Annotated in this window: 21 protein-coding genes and 1 pseudogene; 13 read left to right on the plus strand and 9 right to left on the minus strand. The window is 60.8% G+C overall.

The annotated features are described in order from the left end of the window. From KGA88_RS31875 to KGA88_RS28725, 4 genes and pseudogenes are all read right to left on the minus strand, one after another. A pseudogene (locus KGA88_RS31875) lies at nucleotides 1-108 on the minus strand (IS481 family transposase); the annotation flags it as partial. 227 nt (nucleotides 109-335) lie between these two features. Continuing rightward, a complete protein-coding gene (locus KGA88_RS28715; protein WP_103396359.1) occupies nucleotides 336-932 on the minus strand; it encodes a superoxide dismutase in 597 nt (198 codons plus the stop codon). 164 nt (nucleotides 933-1,096) lie between these two features. Next, on the minus strand, nucleotides 1,097-1,699 hold the full coding sequence (locus tag KGA88_RS28720; RefSeq protein ID WP_110660839.1) for a LysE/ArgO family amino acid transporter: 603 nt from the start codon (nucleotides 1,697-1,699) through the stop codon (nucleotides 1,097-1,099). 6 nt (nucleotides 1,700-1,705) lie between these two features. Next, nucleotides 1,706-2,107: an ACT domain-containing protein gene (locus KGA88_RS28725; protein ID WP_223596009.1), complete on the minus strand. Its 402-nt coding sequence runs from the start codon at nucleotides 2,105-2,107 to the stop codon at nucleotides 1,706-1,708. 96 nt (nucleotides 2,108-2,203) lie between these two features. On the opposite strand from KGA88_RS28725, the gene KGA88_RS28730 reads away from it, so the two are divergent. From KGA88_RS28730 to KGA88_RS28745, 4 genes are all read left to right on the plus strand, one after another. Next, nucleotides 2,204-3,103, plus strand: coding sequence for a LysR family transcriptional regulator ArgP (locus KGA88_RS28730; protein ID WP_103396362.1), 900 nt, complete (start codon nucleotides 2,204-2,206; stop codon nucleotides 3,101-3,103). A gap of 96 nt (nucleotides 3,104-3,199) precedes the next feature. Further along, the gene (locus KGA88_RS28735; RefSeq protein WP_110660841.1) at nucleotides 3,200-4,192 is read left to right on the plus strand and encodes an NAD-dependent epimerase/dehydratase family protein; all 993 of its coding nucleotides are present in this window, start codon (nucleotides 3,200-3,202) and stop codon (nucleotides 4,190-4,192) included. Nucleotides 4,193-4,311: 119 nt separating this feature from the next. After that, nucleotides 4,312-5,184, plus strand: a complete 873-nt coding sequence (locus tag KGA88_RS28740; RefSeq protein WP_110660842.1) for an ATPase — start codon at nucleotides 4,312-4,314, stop codon at nucleotides 5,182-5,184. Between the two features lie 243 nt (nucleotides 5,185-5,427). Further along, complete coding sequence (locus KGA88_RS28745) at nucleotides 5,428-6,276, plus strand: cache domain-containing protein (RefSeq protein WP_110663255.1); 849 nt, start codon at nucleotides 5,428-5,430, stop codon at nucleotides 6,274-6,276. Nucleotides 6,277-6,399: 123 nt separating this feature from the next. Here KGA88_RS28745 and KGA88_RS28750 read toward each other — a convergent pair whose 3' ends face one another. Both KGA88_RS28750 and pobA read right to left on the minus strand, forming a co-directional pair. After that, nucleotides 6,400-7,917, minus strand: coding sequence for an MDR family MFS transporter (locus KGA88_RS28750; protein WP_110661617.1), 1,518 nt, complete (start codon nucleotides 7,915-7,917; stop codon nucleotides 6,400-6,402). A 78-nt stretch (nucleotides 7,918-7,995) separates the two neighbouring features. Next, the gene (gene pobA, locus KGA88_RS28755) at nucleotides 7,996-9,180 is read right to left on the minus strand and encodes a 4-hydroxybenzoate 3-monooxygenase (protein ID WP_181432107.1); all 1,185 of its coding nucleotides are present in this window, start codon (nucleotides 9,178-9,180) and stop codon (nucleotides 7,996-7,998) included. A gap of 190 nt (nucleotides 9,181-9,370) precedes the next feature. On the opposite strand from pobA, the gene KGA88_RS28760 reads away from it, so the two are divergent. Beyond that, entirely contained in the window at nucleotides 9,371-10,267 is an 897-nt protein-coding gene (locus KGA88_RS28760; protein ID WP_110661613.1) for a helix-turn-helix domain-containing protein, read from the plus strand. Between the two features lie 9 nt (nucleotides 10,268-10,276). Here KGA88_RS28760 and KGA88_RS28765 read toward each other — a convergent pair whose 3' ends face one another. Both KGA88_RS28765 and KGA88_RS28770 read right to left on the minus strand, forming a co-directional pair. Then, entirely contained in the window at nucleotides 10,277-10,453 is a 177-nt protein-coding gene (locus tag KGA88_RS28765; RefSeq protein WP_007986083.1) for a hypothetical protein, read from the minus strand. Between the two features lie 209 nt (nucleotides 10,454-10,662). Then, the gene (locus KGA88_RS28770; RefSeq protein WP_206606793.1) at nucleotides 10,663-11,568 is read right to left on the minus strand and encodes a LysR family transcriptional regulator; all 906 of its coding nucleotides are present in this window, start codon (nucleotides 11,566-11,568) and stop codon (nucleotides 10,663-10,665) included. A 114-nt stretch (nucleotides 11,569-11,682) separates the two neighbouring features. Here KGA88_RS28770 and KGA88_RS28775 point away from each other — a divergent pair, with 114 nt between their 5' ends. Continuing rightward, a complete protein-coding gene (locus KGA88_RS28775; RefSeq protein ID WP_223596011.1) occupies nucleotides 11,683-12,567 on the plus strand; it encodes an MBL fold metallo-hydrolase in 885 nt (294 codons plus the stop codon). A 209-nt stretch (nucleotides 12,568-12,776) separates the two neighbouring features. Then, the gene (locus KGA88_RS28780) at nucleotides 12,777-13,391 is read left to right on the plus strand and encodes an NAD(P)-dependent oxidoreductase (RefSeq protein WP_110662166.1); all 615 of its coding nucleotides are present in this window, start codon (nucleotides 12,777-12,779) and stop codon (nucleotides 13,389-13,391) included. 97 nt (nucleotides 13,392-13,488) lie between these two features. Here KGA88_RS28780 and KGA88_RS28785 read toward each other — a convergent pair whose 3' ends face one another. Continuing rightward, nucleotides 13,489-14,370: a LysR substrate-binding domain-containing protein gene (locus tag KGA88_RS28785; RefSeq protein ID WP_110662167.1), complete on the minus strand. Its 882-nt coding sequence runs from the start codon at nucleotides 14,368-14,370 to the stop codon at nucleotides 13,489-13,491. A 159-nt stretch (nucleotides 14,371-14,529) separates the two neighbouring features. Here KGA88_RS28785 and KGA88_RS28790 point away from each other — a divergent pair, with 159 nt between their 5' ends. The 6 genes from KGA88_RS28790 (at nucleotide 14,530) to KGA88_RS28815 (ending at nucleotide 22,034) form a co-directional block, all read left to right on the plus strand. Next, entirely contained in the window at nucleotides 14,530-16,167 is a 1,638-nt protein-coding gene (locus KGA88_RS28790; RefSeq protein ID WP_223596013.1) for a 5-guanidino-2-oxopentanoate decarboxylase, read from the plus strand. Continuing rightward, nucleotides 16,164-17,612 carry an aldehyde dehydrogenase family protein gene (locus KGA88_RS28795; protein WP_223596015.1) on the plus strand — a complete coding sequence of 483 codons (1,449 nt, stop codon included), beginning with the start codon at nucleotides 16,164-16,166 and terminating at the stop codon, nucleotides 17,610-17,612. Before KGA88_RS28790 ends, KGA88_RS28795 begins: the two co-directional genes overlap by 4 nt. 296 nt (nucleotides 17,613-17,908) lie before the next feature. Further along, nucleotides 17,909-19,012, plus strand: coding sequence for an extracellular solute-binding protein (locus KGA88_RS28800; RefSeq protein WP_095942819.1), 1,104 nt, complete (start codon nucleotides 17,909-17,911; stop codon nucleotides 19,010-19,012). A 194-nt stretch (nucleotides 19,013-19,206) separates the two neighbouring features. Continuing rightward, nucleotides 19,207-20,115, plus strand: coding sequence for an ABC transporter permease (locus tag KGA88_RS28805; RefSeq protein ID WP_103396376.1), 909 nt, complete (start codon nucleotides 19,207-19,209; stop codon nucleotides 20,113-20,115). Beyond that, nucleotides 20,112-20,960 carry an ABC transporter permease gene (locus tag KGA88_RS28810; protein WP_110661886.1) on the plus strand — a complete coding sequence of 283 codons (849 nt, stop codon included), beginning with the start codon at nucleotides 20,112-20,114 and terminating at the stop codon, nucleotides 20,958-20,960. Before KGA88_RS28805 ends, KGA88_RS28810 begins: the two co-directional genes overlap by 4 nt. Before the next feature lie 18 nt (nucleotides 20,961-20,978). Then, a complete protein-coding gene (locus KGA88_RS28815) occupies nucleotides 20,979-22,034 on the plus strand; it encodes an ABC transporter ATP-binding protein (protein ID WP_110661887.1) in 1,056 nt (351 codons plus the stop codon). Nucleotides 22,035-22,187 lie beyond the last annotated feature (153 nt).

A 22,187-nucleotide genomic window follows, 5' to 3' on the forward strand; every position in this document is an offset into this window, starting at 1 on the left:
GCTGAGCCCGTAGTGACGGGCCAGCTCGCTTTTGGAGTAGCTGCCTTGCAGCCAGTCGCCTATGAGTTTGATTCGTTGATCCATTGGGGACTCTCGATTCCAGGGCATGGTCAGGCACCTCCTGACCGTATTTCATACCTGTAAACGATGTCTCCGGTTTAAAACGTAAAGGATGTCTCCGGTTTCTACCCGAGCAAGCCCGCTCCCACAGTGGTCCGGTGTAGACCGACCCAATGTGTGGGGGCTTGCTCGCGAAGGGGCCCTGCCGAGCGCTGAAAATCCCGGGCAATAAAAAACCCGGCTAAAAAGCCGGGTTCTTTTGACTGGCGTCGAGATTAAGCGGTGAAGGTTTTGCCTTCGAACTGCTCAGCCACGAACTTCCAGTTGACCAGGTTCCAGAACGCTTCGACATACTTTGGACGAACGTTGCGGTAGTCGATGTAGTAAGCGTGTTCCCAGACGTCGCAGGTCAGCAGCGGGGTGTCGCCGTTGGTCAGCGGGTTGCCGGCGCCGATGGTGCTGGCCAGGGCCAGGGAACCGTCAGCCTTTTTCACCAGCCAGCCCCAACCGGAACCGAAGGTGCCAATGGAAGTCTTGCTGAACTCTTCCTTGAACTTGTCGAACGAACCGAAAGCAGCGTTGATGGCTTCAGCCAGCGCGCCGGTTGGTTGACCGCCAGCGTTTGGCGCCAGGCAGTTCCAGTAGAAAGTGTGGTTCCAGACCTGAGCGGCGTTGTTGAAGATACCGCCCGAGGAAGTCTTGACGATTTCTTCCAGGGTCTTGCCTTCGAACTCGGTGCCTGGCACCAGGTTGTTCAGGTTCACGACGTAGGTGTTGTGGTGCTTGTCGTGGTGGTATTCCAGGGTTTCCTTGGAAATGTGCGGCTGCAGGGCATCGTGTGCGTACGGCAGCGGCGGCAATTCGAAAGCCATGATGATTCTCCTAATCAGGTCAGTTGCGGTGAGCGCAAGGCCGATCACGGGCGGCCAAACAAGCGCCGGGGAGTTTGTACTCTTTGCGGCGCAGGGAGTCGGATCATAGCACCGGGGGGGCGGCATAACCACGCAACAACTGTGTGGAATAGAGGTTCCGCGAATCAGATAGCCGTGATCAACTGCAGCGCTACGGCAAACATCATCACCGCCACCAACAGATCGAGAATTCGCCAGGTACTGGGGCGGGCGAGCCAGGGTGCCAACCATGCCGCACCCAGGGCCAGGGTGAAAAACCACAGCAGCGAGGCACTGGCCGCACCCACTACATATGCGCCGGGCTCGGTTTGTTGTGCGCCCAGGGAGCCGATCAGCAAAACGGTGTCCAGGTACACATGGGGATTGAGCAAGGTCACTGCCAGCGCACTGAGCATCACTGCCCGCAGCGAACGTACGGTCTGGCCCTCGCCCTGCTCAAGGCTTTGTTTCGAAAAGGCCCGGCGCAGTGCCTGGCTGCCGTACCACAACAGGAACGCTGCGCCACCCCAGCGGGCGATCGCCAGCAGTGTCGGGTTTTGCGCCAGCACCGTCGCCAGGCCGAATACGCCGGCGGCCACTAACAGGGCGTCGCAGGCCACGCAGAGTGCCGCCACCGGCAGGTGATGTTCACGCCGCAGGCTTTGCGCCAGGACAAACGCATTCTGGGTGCCGATCGCCATGATCAGGCCGAAGGCCACGAGCAGCCCGTTCAGATAACTTTGCCACATGATTTTTTACTCCGCGTTGGCTGCCAGATCCCGCAGCACTTGCAGGGCACGGTCGGCGTCGGCCTGACCGACAAACAAATGGTCGTGGTAGTAGCCGGCAATCACGTTGCAGCTGATGCCGGCCTTGCCCAATGCCGTGGCGAACGCAGCAGTCAGGCCGACCGCTTCGAGGGCCGAATGCACGTTCAGGGTGATCCAGGCGGCGATGTAGTCGAAGCTCAATCCGGCTTTTTCGGCGAGGGAACGTTCGAGGATCACGGTCAAGCCTTCCTGTTCGCGGAAGCTGCCGACAATCTCCAGATCCGCAGGCAACTTGCCGTCGCGCAAGGTGCAGAACACGTATTCGCCGGCGTTAAGTTGCGGGCTCATGCTGCGCAGCAGCGTTGCCAATGAAGTTTCGCCAGCCATGTGGGTGATCCTTGTTCAAGAGTTCTTGCTGGTCATTGTCCTTGGGAAGGCTGTATAAGAAAAACCAATCTTGCTGATCGCTCATTAGGAAAACTGATGTTCGACTATAAATTGCTTTCTGCCCTGGCGGCCGTGGTCGAGCAGGCGGGTTTTGAACGGGCGGCCCAGGTGCTGGGCCTGTCGCAATCGGCGATATCCCAGCGCATCAAGCTGCTGGAAGCACGGGTTGGCCAGCCGGTGCTCGTGCGGGCCACGCCACCAACGCCGACGGAAATCGGTCGGCGACTGCTTAACCATGTGCAGCAGGTGCGCTTGCTTGAACGGGATTTGCAAAGCCTGGTGCCGGCGCTGGATGAAGAGGGCCTGCCGGAACGCCTGCGGATCGCCCTGAACGCCGACAGCCTGGCCACCTGGTGGGCGCAGGCGGTGGGCGAGTTTTGCGCCGAGCAACATCTGTTGATGGATCTGGTGGTCGAAGACCAGACCGTCGGCCTCAAACGTATGCGCGCCGGTGAAGTGGCGGCCTGTGTCTGTGCCAGCGAACGCCCGGTGGCCGGCGCGCGCAGCGTGTTGCTGGGGGCCATGCGTTACCGGGCACTGGCCAGCCCGGCCTTTATTGCCCGGCATTTCCCGCAAGGCGTACGTGCTGATCAGTTGGCCCGTACCCCGGCGCTGGTGTTTGGCCCGGACGATTTCCTGCAGCACCGCTACCTTGCTTCCCTCGGCGTCGAGGGTGGTTTCGAACACCATTTATGTCCGTCCTCCGAAGGTTTCATTCGTCTGACGGAAGCTGGACTCGGCTGGGGGCTGGTGCCGGAACTGCAAGTGCGCGAGCAACTGCAAAGGGGCGTATTGCAGGAGTTGCTGCCAGATAAGCCGATCGATGTGCCGCTGTACTGGCATCATTGGCGCAATGGCGGCCAGTTGCTGGGGTTACTCACCGATCAATTGGTACGCGCGTCGAAACAATGGCTGGTGCCCTTGGAGCAGCCTTGAGCGTCAAGCTGCAAGTCGCAAGTGAAGCGCTTGCGCACTCGATTTAACTTGCAGCTCATGGCTTGAAGCTTATAGCTGCATCTGTAGGAGCAATTCATGAAGATTCTGGTTACCGGCGCAAGCGGCTTCATTGGCGGGCGCTTTGCGCGTTTTGCCTTGGAGCAGGGCCTGGACGTGCGGGTCAACGGTCGCCGGGCCGAGAGTGTGGAGCATCTGGTACGCCGCGGAGCCGAGTTCATCCCGGGGGATTTGAGCGACCCGGAACTGGCGCGCGAGCTGTGTTCGGACGTCGAGGCCGTGGTGCATTGCGCCGGTGCCGTCGGTTTATGGGGACGTTATCAGGACTTCCATCAGGGCAACGTCCAGGTCACCGAGAACGTGGTCGAAGCCTGCCTCAAGCAACGGGTTCGGCGGCTGGTGCATCTGTCGTCGCCATCGATCTATTTCGATGGTCGCGATCACCTGGGCCTGACCGAAGAGCAGGTGCCCAAGCGTTTCAAACATCATTACGCCGCCACCAAGTACCTGGCCGAGCAAAAAGTCTTCGGTGCCCAGGAGTTCGGCCTCGAAACCCTGGCCCTGCGCCCGCGTTTCGTCACCGGGGCCGGCGACATGAGCATCTTCCCGCGCCTGTTGAACATGCAGCGCAAAGGGCGCCTGGCAATCATCGGCAACGGTTTGAACAAAGTGGATTTCACCAGCGTGCAAAACCTCAACGAGGCGTTGCTCAGTAGTTTGCTGGCCAGCGGTTCGGCGCTGGGCAAGGTCTACAACATCAGCAACGGCACGCCGGTGCCCTTGTGGGACGTGGTCAATTACGTCATGCGCAAGATGGAAGTCCCACAGGTCACCCGATACCGCTCCTACGGCCTGGCCTACAGCGTGGCGGCGCTCAACGAGGGGGTGTGCAAGTTGTGGCCGGGGCGTCCGGAGCCGACGCTGTCGCGGCTGGGCATGCAGGTCATGAAGAAAAATTTCACCCTGGACATCAGCCGCGCCCGGCATTATCTGGATTACGATCCCAAGGTCAGCCTCTGGACGGCTCTTGATGAGTTCTGTGGCTGGTGGAAGGCGCAGGATATTCGCTGATGAAGCTCAAACTGCGCCCCCATTTCTGAACCGGATACGGGCTTCGGGGTCAATGGTTGCGCCTGTGGGGTTATACTGCGCGGCATAAAGCCATTATGTGATTCATTAGGGTTGATTCAATGTCCATGCGAAACGATGCCAACGACGACTTCGACGATGTACCGAGCTTGCGTGCAGACGTTCTCGATGACGATTATCCGCCCACTGTCCGCTCGGTCGTGCATCCGCGCACGGCGCCGGTGGTGAAGGTCAAGGCGGCGAGCACCGGTCCGCTGTGGGCATTGGTCGGGGCGTTGTTCTTTGCGTTCGCGGGCCTGGCCTGGTGGAGCTTTCAGCAGATTTCCCTGATGGAACAGCAACTGGTGGCAACCCAGGAAAGTTTCGCCCGTATCAGCGAGGAAGCGGCCGGGCGCCTGCAGGATATTTCCGGCAAGGTGGTTGCCAGCCAAACCAGTGTCACCACCGACAGCGAAGCCCTGAAGCTGCAAATCCGCCAGCTGGAAAGCAAACTCCAGGACCAGAGCGCCCAGCAGCAAGGGGTTGCCGGCCAGGCCTCGGATCTGGACAAGCGACTGGCACAAATGACCGCGCAAACCAGCGAAGTGGACAAACGCCTGGTGCAGTTGACGGCTCAGGACAGCGAACATCAGGCGGCCAATACGCAGTTGCAGGCCGAGGTCAAAGCCTTGAGTGCTGAATTGGTCGCCCTGAAAAATGCGCCGTCCGACTCGGAGAAATTCGATGCACAGCTCAAGAGCCTGGGCGCCGATATCAGCGCGCTGAAGAAACAAGGCAACCCGAGCGCTGCCATCGAACGTCTCGAACAAGACATGATTGTGGTCAAGAGCGTGCAGGATAACCGTCCGGCCCCCGCACAGGGCTCGACCAACACTGCCGAGTTCGATGCGTTCCGCAGCCAGGTCACCCGCAACATCAATACCCTCCAGGCGCAGATCCAGAACCTGCAGCAGCAACTGCGCGCCAAGCAGTAATCCGACCAGGCGAGGGGCTTTTGTGGCGAGGGGGCTTGCCCCCGTTCGGCTGCGCAGCAGTCGCAAAACAAGTAAACGCGGTGTGCCAGACCATCACCGGTCGCAGGTTTTAGCGCCGCTTCGCAGCGCAACGGGGGCAAGCCCCCTCGCCACAAAAGCCGCACGCTGCGTTTTCCTCAAAATCCATACATCCCCCATTGCCGTCTACGCTCTTGAAACACCATCAGGAACGAGGGATGCGCAATGGGGTTTTTGCATAGGTTCGCCTTGCTGTGCGGCGTGTTTTTGTTGTGCCTGGGCCAGGCGCAAGCCGCCGAGACGGAAAAGGACGACAGCAAGGCGGCCATCGCCCTGCTGGAAAAAGCCCTGGCGTACTACCACGAGCATGGCGACAAGGCCTTTGCGGCGTTCAGCCGCCAGGGTGAGTTTGTCGACAAGGACCGTTATGTCTTCGTGCTCGACACCAAGGGCGTGATGCTTGCCAGCGGCGGGCCGTCGTCGGCGCTGATTGGCCGGGACGTGTCTGAAGTGCTTGGGCCGGACTTGCAGAAAACCTTCAAGGACGCCCTGAAAGTGCCAGAGGGCAATGGCATTCAGCAGGCGGAGTATCGCTGGCAGAACTGGAGCGACGGCAAGGTCGAGCGCAAGCATGTCTACTACCAGCGCATCGGCCAGCGGATTCTGGCGGTCGGTTATTACCTGCCCCGGGCTTCCGCCGAACAGGCCATGGCCCTGCTGAACAAAGCGGCAACCGATCTGGCCAAGGACGAGAAGGGCACCCTGACGGCGATCAATTCCCTCAAGGGCGGCTACCTGCAGGATGACCTGTATGTATTTGTCGTCGACCTGGACACCCGGCGTTACGTGGCCCACGGCACCAATCTGCGGCTGATCAATACCGACTTCAGCAAGATCGAGGATCCGGAAGGCAAACCGGTGGGCGAGCCGATTCTGGCGTTGATGGCCAAGCAGGATTACGGCGACTATGAATACCGCTGGAAAAACCCGGTGACCGGCAAGGTCGAGAACAAGCATGCCTATTTGAAGAAGGTTGGGCATTTCCTGGTGGCGGTCGGGTATTACAGCCCTTGAATGGTAGTGACTGTTAGTCCGCCTTCGCGAGCAAGCCCGCTCCCACAGTTGACCGCGTACCAATGAACAACCCGGTCTAATGTGGGAGCGGGCTTGCTCGCGAAGGCAGGCGACGCGGTCTGTCTAGCGAACCTTGTCCTCACGTCCACGCAACAACATGTTCGGCATGGCAATCGCTGCCGCCAACCCCAGCAACGACACCGCCGCACTGACCGTCAGCAAATGCCGGAACGTCAACAACAACTCGGCACGCAGGGCGTTTTGCGCGTCACCTGGCGCGGCGTTCAAGCCGTCCAGCAACACATTCCCCGAACTGCCTTCGGCAATCAGCGACGAGCCGGCCAGGTGCGCGAAGCTTGAATCCTGCAACAGCGCCAGCAGCAGCGCCGACATCAATGCCACGCCGACCGCGCCGCCCAGCGAACGGAACAGGTTGGTGGTGCTGGTGGCCACGCCGATATCCCGCTGGTCCACCGAGTTCTGCGTACCGACCAATGACGTCGGGAACTGCATGCCGGAGGAAATCCCGCAGAGCAGCATGAACAGGCTGCTCACAACGAATGCCTGCGGTGGGCTGAACGCCATGCCGACAATCGCAATGGGCATCAGTGCAGCGCCGGTGAGGATCATCGGTTTGTAGCGCCCGGTCACGGAAGTGCGACGACCCGCGAAATACGCACCAATCGGCAAACCCATGGCCAGCGGCAGCAGGTGCAGGGCGGCGCTGTCCGCACCGGCGCCGGTCACGCTCTGAAAGCGTAATGGCATCAGCACGATCAGCGAGATGGACTGGAAACTGGTGAAGAAAATCGTGCACCAGCACAGGATCGCATTGCGGTTGGCGAACAGATGCATCGGCAGTAACGGCTCCCGCGCCCGCCGCTCATGGACGACGAACAGGCCCAGAAGGAGCACTGCACAAGCCAGCAGCGCCAGTACTTCGGCGCTGCGCCACGAATGGCCCTGGCCGACCTGGGTGATGCCCAGCAACAATGCTGTCAGCCCGATGATCATCAACACGGTGCCCAGGTAATCGATGACCGGTTTGCGTTGCGGAATCGGCAGGCCCACCAGCGTGCGACAGGCCACCAGCCAGGCGCCCAGGCCCAGCGGCAGGTTGATCAGGAACACCCAGCGCCAGGACAGGTATTCGGTCATGTAGCCGCCGAGCACCGGACCGGCCACGCTGGCCACTGCGTACATGCTGCTGAAATAGCCCTGATACCGCCCGCGTTCCCGTGGCGGCACGATGTCACCGATGATCGCCTGGCTCACCGAGATCATCCCGCCGGCCCCGATGCCCTGGAGAATCCGCGCCAGGACCAGTTGCTCCATGCTCTGCGCCATGCCGCAGAACACCGACGCCAGGGTGAACAGGCCCATGCCGAACAGCATCAGCTTGCGCCGGCCGTACAGGTCGCCCAGTTTGCCGTAGATCGGCACCGCCACGGTCATTGCCACCATGTAGCCGGAAATCACCCAGGCCAGCAGGCTGACATCCTTGAACTGCGCGGAAATGGCCGGCATCGAAACAGCGACGATGGTCTGGTCCAGCGCGCCGAGAAAGATCGCCAGCATCAGCGCGATCAGCACGCTGCGGATGGCGGGTTTGGCTGTTTCAGGCTGGTGGAGATTGGTCACGGGAAAACCTGCGGGCAGTGATTGACCCGCACGAGGCAAGGCGAGCGGGAATGCTCGCCAGTGTAAGTCGATAGCAAGCTATTCGATAGCCTCGTAGGGAAGTCCTACGTAGTTCTCTGCAATGGTCTTGCGACCCGCCTCGGAGCCGACAAAATACTCCAGCTCCGATTCGGCAATGCGTTGGCTGAAGGCATCGTGGTCATCGAAACGGTGCAGCATCGAAGTCATCCACCAGGAAAATCGCTCGGCCTTCCACACACGACGCAGACAGATCTCCGAGTATTTCTCGAGCAAATCAAAGCGATCTTCACGGTAAACCTTGACCAGGATGTTGAACAGCGTGCTCACGTCACTGGCCGCCAGGTTCAGGCCCTTGGCGCCGGTGGGCGGTACGATGTGCGCGGCATCGCCAACCAGGAACATGCGACCGTATTGCATCGGTTCGACCACGAAGCTGCGCAGTGGCGCGATGCTCTTTTCGATGGACGGGCCGGTGACCAGGCTGTCCGCCAGTTCTTGCGGCAATCGCGACTTGAGTTCGTCCCAGAAGCGCTGATCCGACCAGTTATCCACATGATCGCTGGTGGGCACTTGCAGGTAATAACGGGTGCGCGTCGGAGAGCGCATGCTGCACAGGGCAAAACCGCGCTCATGGCGGGCATAGACCAGTTCTTCGTGTACCGGTGGGGTATCGGCCAGAATCCCGAGCCAACCGAAGGGATAGATCCGTTCGAAGACTTTCAGGCTGTCGGTGGGAATCGATTGACGCGCCACCCCATGGAAGCCGTCGCAACCGGCGATGTAGTCGCAATCGAGACGCCAGGTCTCACCGTCCTTCTCAAAAGTGACAAAGGCTTCATCGGTTTTCATGCCGTGGGGAACGACGTTGCTGGCTTGGTAAATCGTCTGCGCGCCGGCCTCCCGACGAGCGGCCATCAGGTCACGGGTGACTTCGGTCTGGCCGTAGATCATCACGGTTTTGCCACCCGTCAGGGCGTGCAGATCGATGTGTACCCGGCGCCCGTCGAGGGCCAGTTCAAAGCCATCGTGAACCAGTCCCTCGGCGTCCATGCGCTGGCTCACGCCGGCCTGGCGCAACAGCTCTACCATGCCTTGTTCAAGCACGCCGGCGCGGATTCGGCCGAGTACATAGTCCGGGGTCTGGCGTTCGAGAATGACAGTGTCGATGCCGGCGTTATGCAGCAGTTGGCCGAGCAACAGGCCGGAAGGGCCGGCGCCAATGATGGCGACCTGGGTTTTCAGCGTTTTCATTGTTTTTATGACTCGCAAGCTTCACGCGACCAGGGCCGGTGAATGATTTTTATGGATCGAGTGCTTGCATTTTTCCCTTGCGGGTCTGTCAATTGAAGGTGAAAACTGAGCCGATAGCTGTACATTCTGCCAATCGGGGCGATTATCGCCCGTCATCTACTCCGAGACCTGGATTGAAGTGATGAACAAGCCTGACCTGCCTTCGATTCCGGTGTTCAAGCTCTACGGTGAAAGCCTGGACTGGCCGACCCCGGACTTGCTGCACTGTGAAACCATTTCCATACGCAGCCGCGAACATCATTGGCAAATCAAACCCCACCGCCACGCTGATTTGTGCCAGTTGCTCTTCGTATTCAAAGGTCAGGCAGAGCTTGAAATCGAAGGCAAGCGTACGCAACTGGTGGAGCCGGCCATTCAGATCCTGCCACCGCTGTCGGTGCATGGCTTTCGTTTTTCCGAAGACGTGGAAGGCTTTGTCGTGACCCTGGCCGCGCCGTTGATCGCCCACTTGCAGATGCAACTGGGGCACTCGGTCAATGCCCTGGCCCAGTCCGAAAGTTACCCGGCAGGCAAGGACGCCGAGTACCTCAACAGCCTGTTCAGTGCCTTGCAGAACGAATACACCAGCCATCAACCGGCGCGGGAAATGCTCATGCATTCGCTGGTCAGTGTGATCGTGGTGTGGGTCAGCCGCCAGGTGATCCAGCGTCGCACCGCCATGGCGCGACCGCAGCGGGCCAGGGAATACCTGAACGGTTTTATTCAACTGGTGGAAGAAACCTATCGCCAGCACGTCAAGGTCGAGGACCTGGCGCACCGACTGGGGATTTCCGTGTCCCACCTCAACGGCACCTGTCGTGAGTTGGCGGGGCAACCGGCGTTGCAGATCATGCATGAACGGCAATTGCTGGAGGCCAAGCGTTTGCTGACCTACACCAGCATGACCATTTATGAAATGTCCGACGTGTTGGGGTTTTCCGATCCGACCAACTTCACGCGTCTGTTCCGGCGTCGAGTGGGCATTTCGCCCAAGGCGTTCCGCGACCGCTTGAAGGCCGATCAGGACAACGAAGCCTGACCCCCTTCGTTACCGCAGGGCGTTGAGGGTGGCGTTGTGGGGAATGCAGCGCTCGAAGTTGCAGCTGGCGTATTCACGGGGCAGGTTGCGCAATTGCTCGACGCGCCAGGCGGCAGCGCCGTACAGCCCGAGCGTGACCGCGCAGGTGATGAAAATCGCGAGGTATCTTCTTGTTCTGATGTTCATGGCGTTGACCTCTGAACGAATACCTTTCGGTATTACTTTGAGCATAGGTCAGCGCCGGTGAGTTGCCAGCATAACGCGCCATTCAGAGCGCTTATGCGCTCCCCTTGTGGGAGCGGGCTTGCTCGCGAAAGCGGTATTTCGCGCGCAAAATGTACGTCGGATGTACCGACCTCTTCGCGAGCAAGCCCGCTCCCACATTTTTGCTCCGGTTACATCCCGATATCCCACTCCGGTTCTTCGGGAAATCTCACCACCAGAAAATCCAGCAAGCTGCGCAACGCCGCCGGCATGTGCTTGCGCGAGGCATATACCGCATACACGTTCATTTGCCGGGGTTCGGCTTTCGGTAACAGGCGAATCAATTCGCCGCTGTGAATGTGCACGCCGGCCTGATAAGTGGGCAGCATCGCCACGCCGGCACCGGCGATCGTGGCGCGCAACAGCGTGCTGGCCTCGTTGGCGCTGATGTTGCCCTGCACCGGTACTGAAACCTGCTCGCCGTCCTGCTCGAAATGCCAAAGGCTTTTGCCGAAGTAGGAATGGGTCAGGCAATTGTGCAGGTTCAGGTCCTCGACCCGTTGCGGCGCCGGATGTTCGCGCAAGTAAGCGGGGGAGGCGCAGATCACCGAGCGGCAAACCGTCAGGCGACGGGCAATCAGGTTCGGATCCAGTTCGTTGCTGGTGCGGATCGCCAGGTCGATACGTTCATCCACCAGGTTCACGGTGCGGTCGAGCATTTGCATGTCGATGCTGACGCCGGGGTAGCGCTTGACGTACGCGGCCATGGCATCGGCCAGTTGCGCCTGGCCGAAGGAGGTGCTGACGCTGATCCGCAACAGCCCGCGCGGTGCATCATCCGGTTCGCTGACGGCGGCTTGCATGTCGGTGGACAAGTCGAGCATTTGCCGGCAGCGCGGCAGGATTTCGTTGCCCGCGGCGGTCAGGCTCAACTTGCGCGTGGTGCGATGCATCAGGCGCGCGCCGACCCAGTCTTCCAGTTCCGCCAGATAACGCGACACCACCGGTCGTGAAAGCTCCAGATGATCGGCGGCGGCCGACTGGCTGCCGAGGTCGACCACGGTGACGAACACGCGCATTGCTTGAAGACGATCCATGATTTGCCCGCTTTCAGAAACAAACTATGTTCAAGCATCGCATTTTTTGTACCGAGTCAGACAACTAAGCTCTGTTCCATCGCCAAACCAGGCAATCGGACAACGGAGCAACAAATGATCGGTTTCACCACTTTCAAACGCGTATTACTGGCCAGCGCCGCCCTCGGTTTCGCCGCCCATGCAGCCGCCTCGAGCCTGACCCTGGATGTCTACAACCCCGGCGAAAAAGCCATCTTCCCGGTGACCTCGGTGCTGGTCAGCGGCGAGAAGGAAGCGATCCTGGTGGATGCGCAATTCGGCAAGTCTCAGGCCGGAGAGTTGGTGGAAAAAATCCGCGCCAGCGGCAAGCAACTGACCACCATCTACATCAGTCACGGTGATCCGGACTACTACTTCGGCCTCGACACCCTGACGGCCGCGTTCCCCAAGGCCAGGGTCCTCGCCTCGCAGCCGACCGTCGACCATATCAAGCAGACCGTCGACGGCAAACTGGCGTTCTGGGGCCCGAAAATGGGCGCCGATGTGCCGGCCAAAACCATCGTGCCGGACGTGCTCAAGGGCGACAGCCTGATTCTCGAAGGGCAGAAGTTGCAGGTGGTGGGGCTCGAGGGCCCGCAGCCGGATCGCAGCTTTGTGTGGATTCCGTCGATCAAGGCCGTGGTCGGTGGTGTCGTGGTCGCGCAAAACATTCACCTGTGGATGGCTGACACGCAAACTGCGCAGTCCCATGCCGATTGGTTGGCTACGCTGCATTCCATTGAAACCCTGAAACCACAGACTGTAGTGCCCGGTCATTACCTCGGTGAGGGCGACCGTTCACTGACCGCTGTGCAGTTCACTGCCGCTTACATCAAGGCCTTCGACGAAGAAACCGCCAAGGCCAAGGATTCTGCCGCGTTGATCGCCGCGATGAAAAAACGCTACCCGACCCTGGGTGATGAAAGCTCCCTGGAGCTGAGCGCCAAGGTCGCCAAGGGCGAGATGAAGTGGGGTGAATGAGTTTAAGGGCTAATGGGAATTCCTGTGGCGAGGGAGCTTGCCTGTGGCGAGGGGGCTTGCCCCCGTTGGAGTGCGAAGCACTCCCCTGCATTCCTTCAGTCACACCCTAAGCACAGGTTTTACGACTGCTGCGCAGCCGAACGGGGGCAAGCCCCCTCGCCACAATAGGCTGCGTTGCTTTTCAAGTTTGTTATCCACTGGAGAACGTCATGAGCAACATCGCAATCATCGGTGCCACCGGTCGTGCCGGTAGCCAACTGCTGGAAGAAGCCCTGCGTCGCGGTCACAGCGTTACCGCGATCGCCCGCAACACGGCAAAAATCGGTCAGCGTGCCGGTGTGATCGCGCGCAACGTCGATGCACTGGATGCCAGTGCCTTGCAGGTGGCCATCGAGGGGCACGACGTGGTCATCAGCGCGGCCCATTTCGCGACCTTGCCTGCCAGTGCCGTGATCGGGCCGGTGAAGCAGGCCGGAGTCAAGCGCTTGCTGGTAGTCGGCGGTGCGGGGTCGCTGTTGTTGCCTGATGGTACGCGGGTGATCGACAGCAAAGGTTTTCCGGATGCGTACAAGGCCGAAGCCAGTGCCGGAGCGGAGTTCCTAGCTAATCTGCGTCAGGAAAAGCAACTGGACTGGACCTTCCTGTCGCCATCGGCCGAATTTGTCGAGGGCGAACGCAGCGGGAAATTCCGCGTCGGCCAGGATGATTTGCTGGTGAGCAGCGAAGGGCGCAGCTGGATCACGTTCGCCGATTATGCGATTGCGCTGCTCGACGAAGTGGAAGCACCGAAGCATTCGCGGCAGCGGTATACAGTCGGTTACTGATCAACACCTGTAGGAGCTGGCTTGCCAGCGAAGACGGCATGCCTGACACACCGCATCGCCTGATTCGCCAGTTCAAGCCGGCTCCTACAAGGGCTTTTCAGCGACTCTGCGCCTGCTCCACCAACCACCCCATCAGTTCCCGCAACTTCGGCGATGGTCCGGGTTTTTCGGGGAACACCAGGTAATACGCCAGCCCCGTTGTGACCTTCAAATCGAATGGCATGACCAACCGCCCGGCGTTCAGGTCATCGCCAATCAGCGACCAATCGCCAATCGCCACCCCCGTTCCCTGGGACGCCATCGACATCGCCAGGTCCAGTGTTTCGAAATGCTGGCCCTTGCCGACATTGCTCAGATTCACTTCCGCGGCTTTCAACCAGGCCTTCCAGTCCCGTTCATCGCGGGTCGGGTGCAGCAGCAGGTGTTGTTGCAGATCGGCAGGCGTCTGCAGGGGCATGGGGCCTTCGAGCATGGGCCTGGAACACACCGGCGTGAGTTGTTCGTCGAAGAGTTTTTGCGACATCAATGAATCGTCCGGCGGTGTGCCGTACATCACCGCGGCATCGAACTGCTCGCGATGAAAATCCACGCCGTGCTTGACCGTGGTGGTCAATTCCACCGGCACGTCCGGGCGTTCCCGTTGCCATTGCAACAGGCGCGGCAGCAACCAGCGCATGACGCAAGTCGGTGCCTTGAGTTGCAGGGTTTCGCGCTTCTCGCCGATCTGCTCCACCGCCTCGTCGATCAGGCCGAAAATCTGCTGCACCCGTGGCAGCCACTCCCGTCCTTCGGCCGTCAGGTCCAGGCCTCGGGCCTGGCGGATGAACAGCTCATAACCCAGATGATCTTCCAGCCCGGCGATCTGTCGGCTGACCGCGCCCTGGGTGATGTGCAGTTGTTCGGCAGCCCGGGTGAAGTTGCAGCACTGCGCGGTAATCAGAAAGGTGTGCAGTGCCGGCAGGGGAGGCAGTCGTTTCATTGGGATCCAAGGTATGACGTGAGGACATGGCTAGTATGACTTTTTATCCATTGTTGCGGCTACGTGTCGCCCGTTCCAATGAGGCCATTCCCGGGTCTGCGAATCCATCATAAACACAGCGCATGCCCGGCGTCTCAAACGAACAAGAAGGGCAAAGACATGGCGACGTGCGGCGAAGTATTGGTCAAGTTACTCGAAAACTACGGAGTCGAGCAGGTGTTCGGCATTCCGGGGGTGCATACCGTGGAGCTGTATCGCGGGCTGGCCCGTTCGAGCATCAACCACGTCACGCCGCGCCATGAACAAGGCGCCGGCTTCATGGCCGACGGCTATGCCCGCACCAGCGGCAAACCGGGTGTGTGCTTCATCATCACCGGCCCTGGCATGACCAACATCACCACCGCCATGGGCCAGGCCTACGCCGACTCGATCCCGATGCTGGTGATCTCCAGCGTGCAATCGCGCAGCCAGTTGGGCGGCGGTCGCGGCAAGCTGCATGAGCTGCCGAACCAGGGCGCACTGTGCGCCGGTGTCGCGGCGTTCTCCCACACCCTGATGTCGGCGTCGGAGTTGCCGGGCGTGTTGGCCCGCGCCTTTGCGTTGTTCCAGGCTGGCCGTCCGCGTCCGGTGCACATTGAAATTCCGCTGGATGTGTTGGTTGAAGACGCTGACGACTTGCTCGCCAGCCTGCCGGTCAACATCGACCGCGCCGGTGCTTCGCCGAGCGCCGTGTCGCGCATGACCGATTTGCTGGCTGGCGCCAAGCGTCCGCTGATCCTCGCCGGTGGCGGTGCCATCGATGCCGCTGCCGAACTGACTGCACTGGCCGAGCTGCTGGATGCGCCGGTAGCGCTGACCATCAATGCCAAGGGCATGCTTGCCTCCGGCCACCCGTTGCTGATCGGTTCGACCCAGAGCCTGGTCGCCACCCGTGCACTGGTCGCCGAGGCCGATGTGGTCCTGGCCATCGGCACCGAACTGGCCGAGACCGACTACGACGTGACTTTCGCCGGTGGCTTCGAGATTCCAGGCCAACTGCTGCGCGTCGACATCGACCCGGACCAGACCGTGCGCAACTACCCGCCGCACGTGGCACTGGTGGCCGACTCGCGTAACGCTGCCCAGGCCTTGCTCAGCGCCCTGTCGCACAAATCCCTGGCCGAGCGCCGCAACGATTGGGGCCAGGTTCGTGCCGCTCGTCTGCGTGAAGACCTGGCCGCCACCTGGGACGCTCCGACCCTGGCGCAGACCCGTTTCCTGGAAACCGTGCTGCACGAACTGCCGGATGCGGTGTTCGTCGGCGATTCGACCCAGCCTGTGTACACCGGCAACCTGACGTTCAACCCGGAGCGCCCGCGTCGCTGGTTCAACTCGTCCACCGGTTACGGCACCCTCGGTTACGCCTTGCCGGCGGCGATTGGTGCCTGGCTCGGCGGCAGCGCTGAAAACGGTACTCGCCCGCCAGTGGTGTGCCTGATCGGCGATGGTGGCCTGCAATTCACCCTGCCGGAACTGGCCAGTGCCGTCGAGGCGCGCACTCCGGTCATCGTGCTGCTGTGGAATAACCAGGGCTACGAAGAGATCAAGAAATACATGGTCAACCGCGCTATCGAGCCGGTCGGCGTGGACATCTACACCCCGGACTTCATCGGTGTGGCCAAGGCACTGGGTTGCGCTGCCGAAGCGATCGACAGTGTCGAGCAACTGCGCGGCGCATTGCGCGTGGCGGCGGATCGCCAAGGCCCGACCCTGATTGAAATCGATCAGGCCGAGTGGATGAAGGCGGTGTCGAAATGACTTTCCCGACGACTCTGGATGGCCTGTACATCAATGGCCAATGGTCGGCCGGTAACGAACACCTGCGGGTAATCAACCCGGCGACCGAAGCCCTGTTGACCACGGTCAATGGCGGCAATGAGCGCGCTGTTGATCAAGCGGTGGGCGCGGCGACCCAGGCGTTCGCCGACTGGTCGAAAACCACGGGTGCCGAGCGCGGCGCAATCCTGCGCAAAATCGCCGCTGGCGTGCAGGCCAATCGTGAAAAATTGATGCACCTGCAGTCGAGCAACAACGGCAAGCCGCAATTCGAAGCGGCGATCGACGTCGATGACGTGATCGCCACGTTCGAGTACTACGCCGGTCTGGCCGAAGGGCTGGATGCGAAACAGGACAGCGCAATTGAGCTGCCGACTGACGACTTCAGCGCTCGTTTGCGCCGTGAGCCGTGCGGTGTGGTCGGGCTGATCGTGCCGTGGAACTTCCCGATGGTCACCACCGCGTGGAAGCTCGCCCCGGCCCTGGCCGCCGGTTGCTGTGTGGTGCTCAAGCCTTCGGAAGTGACGCCACTGCCGGAGCTGGAATTGGCGGCAATCATTGCCGAAGCAGGCTTGCCCGCCGGTGTATTGAACGTAGTGTGCGGCACCGGGCTGGCCGTTGGCGCGCCACTGTCGGCTGACCCGCGTATCGCCAAAATTTCCTTCACCGGCAGCAACGCGGTGGGTGTGCAGGTCATGCAGCGCGCAGCAGAAACCGTCAAGGGCGTGAGCCTTGAACTGGGCGGCAAATCTTCGCTGTTGGTGCTGGCCGATGCCGATCTCGACCTGGCGGTGGAAGTGGCTTGCGGCGGTGGTTTCTTCAACGCCGGGCAAATGTGTTCCGCCACCAGCCGCGTGCTGGTCGCCGATGAATTGGCCGATGAATTCCTCACGCGAGTGAAGGCCCGTGCCGAAGCGATTCGCGTGGCCGACCCGTTCGACCCGGATGTGGAAATGGGCGCACTGGTCAATCAGGCGCAATACCAGCGCGTGCTCGGCCACATCGATCGCGGCCTGAGCGCCGGCGCCAAGCTGGTTTGCGGCGGTAATCGTCCGGCCGACCTGCCACGCGGATATTTTTTGCAGCCGACAGTTTTCACCGAAGTGCCCCTCGACAGTGCGCTGTGGTGTGAGGAGATTTTCGGCCCGGTGATCTGCGTGCGCAGTTTCGCCTCCGAAGCCGAGGCGATTGCCTTGGCCAACGACAGTCAGTTTGGCCTGGTGGCCAGCGTGGTGACGCGCAATGCACAGACCGCTGACCGCGTCGCCAACGCTTTGCAGGCGGGGCTGGTGTGGATCAACGCGCCGCAGGTGATCTTCCCGCAGACCGCCTGGGGCGGCTACAAGCAGAGCAGCATCGGCCGTGAATTGGGGCCGTGGGGCTTGCAGGCTTTCCAGGAAATCAAACACGTGATCCGGGCCGTCTGACGCCAATCTCTGTAGGAGCGAGCTTGCTCGCGATGGACGTGAACGATGACGCTGGGCATCAGACAGCCCGTGTCGTCCATGCACCCATCGCGAGCAAGCTCGCTCCTACATGAGGCATGCGCTGGCGTCATGGCTTCAATGAGTTTTTATCGATAGTCAGGTGTTTTACACGACCTCAGGATGAACTCACTGGTTCAACCAACCCCCCGAAAATAGAGGGGCCAACGCTGATCCAGTCGCGCGGATGCAACAAGTTTCGACCTGCCTCATACCTACAAAAACAAAGGGAGTCCGTAATGGGCGAGCATGATCTGAACAGACGTCAATTCATCAAGACCGTGGGCGTAGCCTCGGTGGCAGCAGCGGCGATGAGCATGCCGTTCATCAAGGCCAATGCCAGCGACACACGCTTTGCGGGCAAAACCCTGCGTTTGCTGACCTGGTCCGACGACACCGGCCTGGCTGCACTGCGCAACATCGCCGCAACCTTCGAAGACAAGTACGGCTGCAAGGTCATCGCTGACCGCACCGGCAGTACCTCGGAAATGGTTGCCAAGCTCAAGGCCGGCGGTGATCGTCCGCAGTACGACATCATCACCCTGGCCGGCGTCGGCGCCGAAGGTCTGGCCGCCGCCAACCTGCTGGAAAAACCCGACCTCAACCGCATTCCCAACCTGGTCGACGTACCGGAAAAATACCGCACCGGCGCCAATGGCCACGGTATCGGTTACCTGCTGTGGTGCAACAGCCTGGTCTACAGCACCCGCACCCAGAAAGAAGCTCCAACCAGCTACGCCTCGCTGTGGGACGCCGACGCGGCGCCGAACATCTTCCTGCCTCCGCCGAACTGGACCGAGGCCATGGACCTGATCATCATCGCCGCCAAACTGGCCGGTGGTGACGAGCACAACATCGAGCCGGGCTTCAAGAAACTCGCCGAGCTGAAAGATCGTGTGGTGACCCTGGGTGAAAACCCGAACCAGATCGCCGAGCTGTTCCGCACCGGTTCCCTGGACATGGGCGGTCTGTACGCACCAGCCTTCTTCCCGAAACAGATCCGCGATCCGGCCTACGGCCTGGGCGCCACCTTCGGCATGAAGGAAGGTTTCTACACCGACCTGATGCTGTCGGTGATGCCGAAGAATCGTCCTGGCGATACCGACATGGCCTACGCCTTCATCAACCACTCCCTGGACCCGCTGGTGCAGGGCAAGATGGCTGAAGACATCTACAACGGCCCGGTCAACGCCAAGGCGATCATCTCCGCCGAAGCACGCAAGAGCCCGTACATCCTCACGCCGGAGCAGATTGCCGAGAAGGCGATCATGCACGACAACGCCTTCCTGGCGACTGTGCATGACCAATGGATTCGTCGTTACACGGAAATCTTTTCTTCCTGATCGAGTGACTTACACAAGCCCGTAAAGCACCACAAATCAAATGTGGGAGCGGGCTTGCTCGCGAATGCAGTGTGACATTCAACATTGATGTCGGCTGACACGGCCTCTTCGCGAGCAAGCCCGCTCCCACATTGGACCTCGGTGTCGTCAGGTCTTGTGTCTGTCAGCTGCTTTCCATTGACGAGACCTTTGCTATGGAACACCAACCTCTGACCCATCCGGTGAGTGCCGCCCCCGTGCGCGCTGCTCAGGGTGTTTCACCCACGACGCGCGCCTGGCTTTTCCTCTCGCCGTCGATGCTGTTTCTTGGCGTATTGATTGCCGCAAGCCTCTTGGTACTGCGCATGAGCGTGGGCACCAAGGGCGCGGAATGGTCCGGGTTCAGCCTGGCCAGTTACGCCCAGTTGCTGGAACCCTATTACCTCAAATCCCTGATGCTGACCCTGCGCCTGGCGCTGATCAGCGCGGTGATCGCAGTGATCCTGGCGATCCCGGTGGCCTACACCATGTCGCGCCTGACCTCGCCGTTCGTGCGGCGGATCTTCCTTGCGGCCGTGTTGCTGCCGCTGCTGGTCAACCTGCTGCTGCAAAGCTACGGCTGGCTGGTGATCCTCGGCCCTGGTGGCATGCTCAACCAGACCTTGATGGGCCTGGGTCTGATCAAGCGGCCGATCATGCTGCTGTACAACCAGAACGGCGTATTGATGGGCCTGGTGCAAACCGCCTTCCCGCTGGCTGTGTTGCCGATTGCCAGCGCCATGCGCGGCGTCGCTCGCAGCTATGAAGAGGCTGCGGCCACCCTCGGCGCCAGTCGCTTCCAGGTGTTCCGCCAGGTGGTCTTGCCGATGAGCCTGCCGGGGATCATTACCGGTGCGACCCTGGTGTTCGCCTACAACGCCAGCAGTTTCGTGGTGCCGTTGCTGCTCGGTGGCCGTCGCGTGCCGATGCTGGCGGTGATGGTGCATGACCAGATCGCCCCGCTGATGAACTGGCCCGCCGCATCCGCTGCCGGTGTGGTGCTGATCGTCACCACCCTCGCGATCATGACCCTGTCCGAATACATCACTGGCCGTCGTCGCCGCATGCTGGAGGCTTCGCAATGAGTACCCTGACCAAGAAGCGTTATGGGCTGTTGCCTGGCGAGACCGGCAAGTTTGCCGGGATCCTCTCGGGCTTCATCCTGCTGTTGGCGGTGTTGCCGATCCTGACCATGATCGTGATGTCGTTCAGCGGCGCGTCGAACCTCGACTTCCCGCCGAGCAGCTACAGCCTGCAATGGTACAAGGCCGCCTGGAACACTTTTGTCTCGCCGGATTCCAGCGACGTGCTGAGCCTCGGCCAGGCCATGACCACCAGCCTGATGGTGTCGTGCCTGACCATGGTTTTCGCCACGATCATCGCGGTGCCGGCGGCCTACGCCCTGACCCGCTGCGAGTTCCGCGGCAAGGCCGTGGCGATGCAACTGATGTCGTTGCCACTGGTGTTCCCGATGGTGGTGTTGGGCCTGGCATTGCTGCTGGTGTTCGACAGCCTGCCGTTCCACATGACTACCTCGCGCCTGGTGATTGCCCACGTCATTCTGGCGTTGCCATTCGTGGTGAAAAACTGCACGGCGGCGATGCTCTCCATCGGAACTGAGGTCGAGGAGGCTGCGCAAATGCTCGGTGCTTCGCCGATGCGGGCGATTGTCGATGTGGTGGTGCCGTTGATGAAGTCGGGGATCCTGGCGGGCATGCTGCTGGCGTTCATCGTCTCGTTCAACGAATTCACCGTGACCTACTTCCTCTACACCATCGATGTGATGACCGTGCCGATCTGGATGTACAGCCGCACCGTGTCTTCGCTCGACCCAACCGTATTTTCGTTTGCCGTGCTGATCGTGCTGATCGACTTCGTCCTGATCTGGGCGCTGGAGAAGCTGGTTGGTGAAGGTGGCGTTTCGTTCTGATTTCTTGAGGTGATTCTTATGTCTGGTCTGATTCTGGAAAACGTCGAGAAACATTACGGCTCGGCCTGCGCGGTAAAAGATGTGAACCTGCATTTGCCCGAGGGCAAGCTGGTGTGTTTCCTCGGCCCTTCGGGCTGCGGCAAGACCACGTTGCTGCGCATGATTGCCGGCCTTGAAACCCTGACCGGCGGCGAGATTCGCCTGGATGGCGAAGACATCGGCCACACCCCGGCGCACCTGCGCAACTTCGGCATGGTGTTCCAGTCCCTGGCGCTGTTCCCGCACATGACGGTAGGGGAAAACATCGCCTATCCGCTGAAACTGCGCGGGGTCAGCAAGGCTGACCAGCAGGCGCGGGTGGTGGAACTGCTGGAACTGATCCAGCTGCAACCCATGATCAATCGCCCGGTGGCCAAGCTGTCCGGTGGGCAACGCCAGCGAGTGGCGATTGCCCGGGCGATTGCCAATCACCCGAAAATCCTCCTGCTCGACGAGCCGTTGTCGGCGCTGGACGCCAAGCTGCGCGAGTCGATGCAGGTGGAAATCCGTCAACTGCAACAACGCCTGAACATCACCACCATCATGGTCACCCACGACCAGCGCGAGGCCATGACCATGGCCGATATCGTGGTTGTGCTGGGTGAACATCGGGTGCAGCAAGTGGGCACGCCGATCGAGATCTACCGCCATCCGGCCAACGAGTTCGTCGCGGACTTCATTGGCTCGGGCAACATCTTCCCGGCCACGGTGCTGGGTAACGGCAAGGTCAGCCTGCCGGGTGGCGATGCGCTGCAAGTGCCGATCTGCAGCAGCATTGTGGTGGGTGAAAAGGTGAAGATGCTGATTCGCCCGGAAGATCTGCAGTTGTCCGCTCCGCAGGCGACGGCGGGCAACCGCTTGCTGGGCAAGGTGACGTTCGTGCGCGATATCGGCGCGACCATCGAGACCACGGTGGAGTGTTCCGGGGTGTCGTTTACCGCGCTGAGCACGCCGTGCCAGGGGTTCGGTTTGAGCGTTGGGCATCCGGTATCGGTGACCCTGCCGGTGGAGGCTTGCCGGGTACTTGGCGCCTGATTTTCAGGGGGGGCTGCTGCGCAGCCCATCGCTGGCAAGCCAGCTCCTATGTATGGACTCGCCCCCACTGTCTACCCGCTTTTGAAAAACCGCTGCCCCGTTGCATCTATGTATTAGGCCTATTCGTGGAAGCCGTCTTCGGCTTCTGGCCAA

Origin of the sequence: Pseudomonas sp. A-R-19 (assembly GCF_019956575.1) — a bacterium.
Taxonomy (GTDB): domain Bacteria; phylum Pseudomonadota; class Gammaproteobacteria; order Pseudomonadales; family Pseudomonadaceae; genus Aquipseudomonas.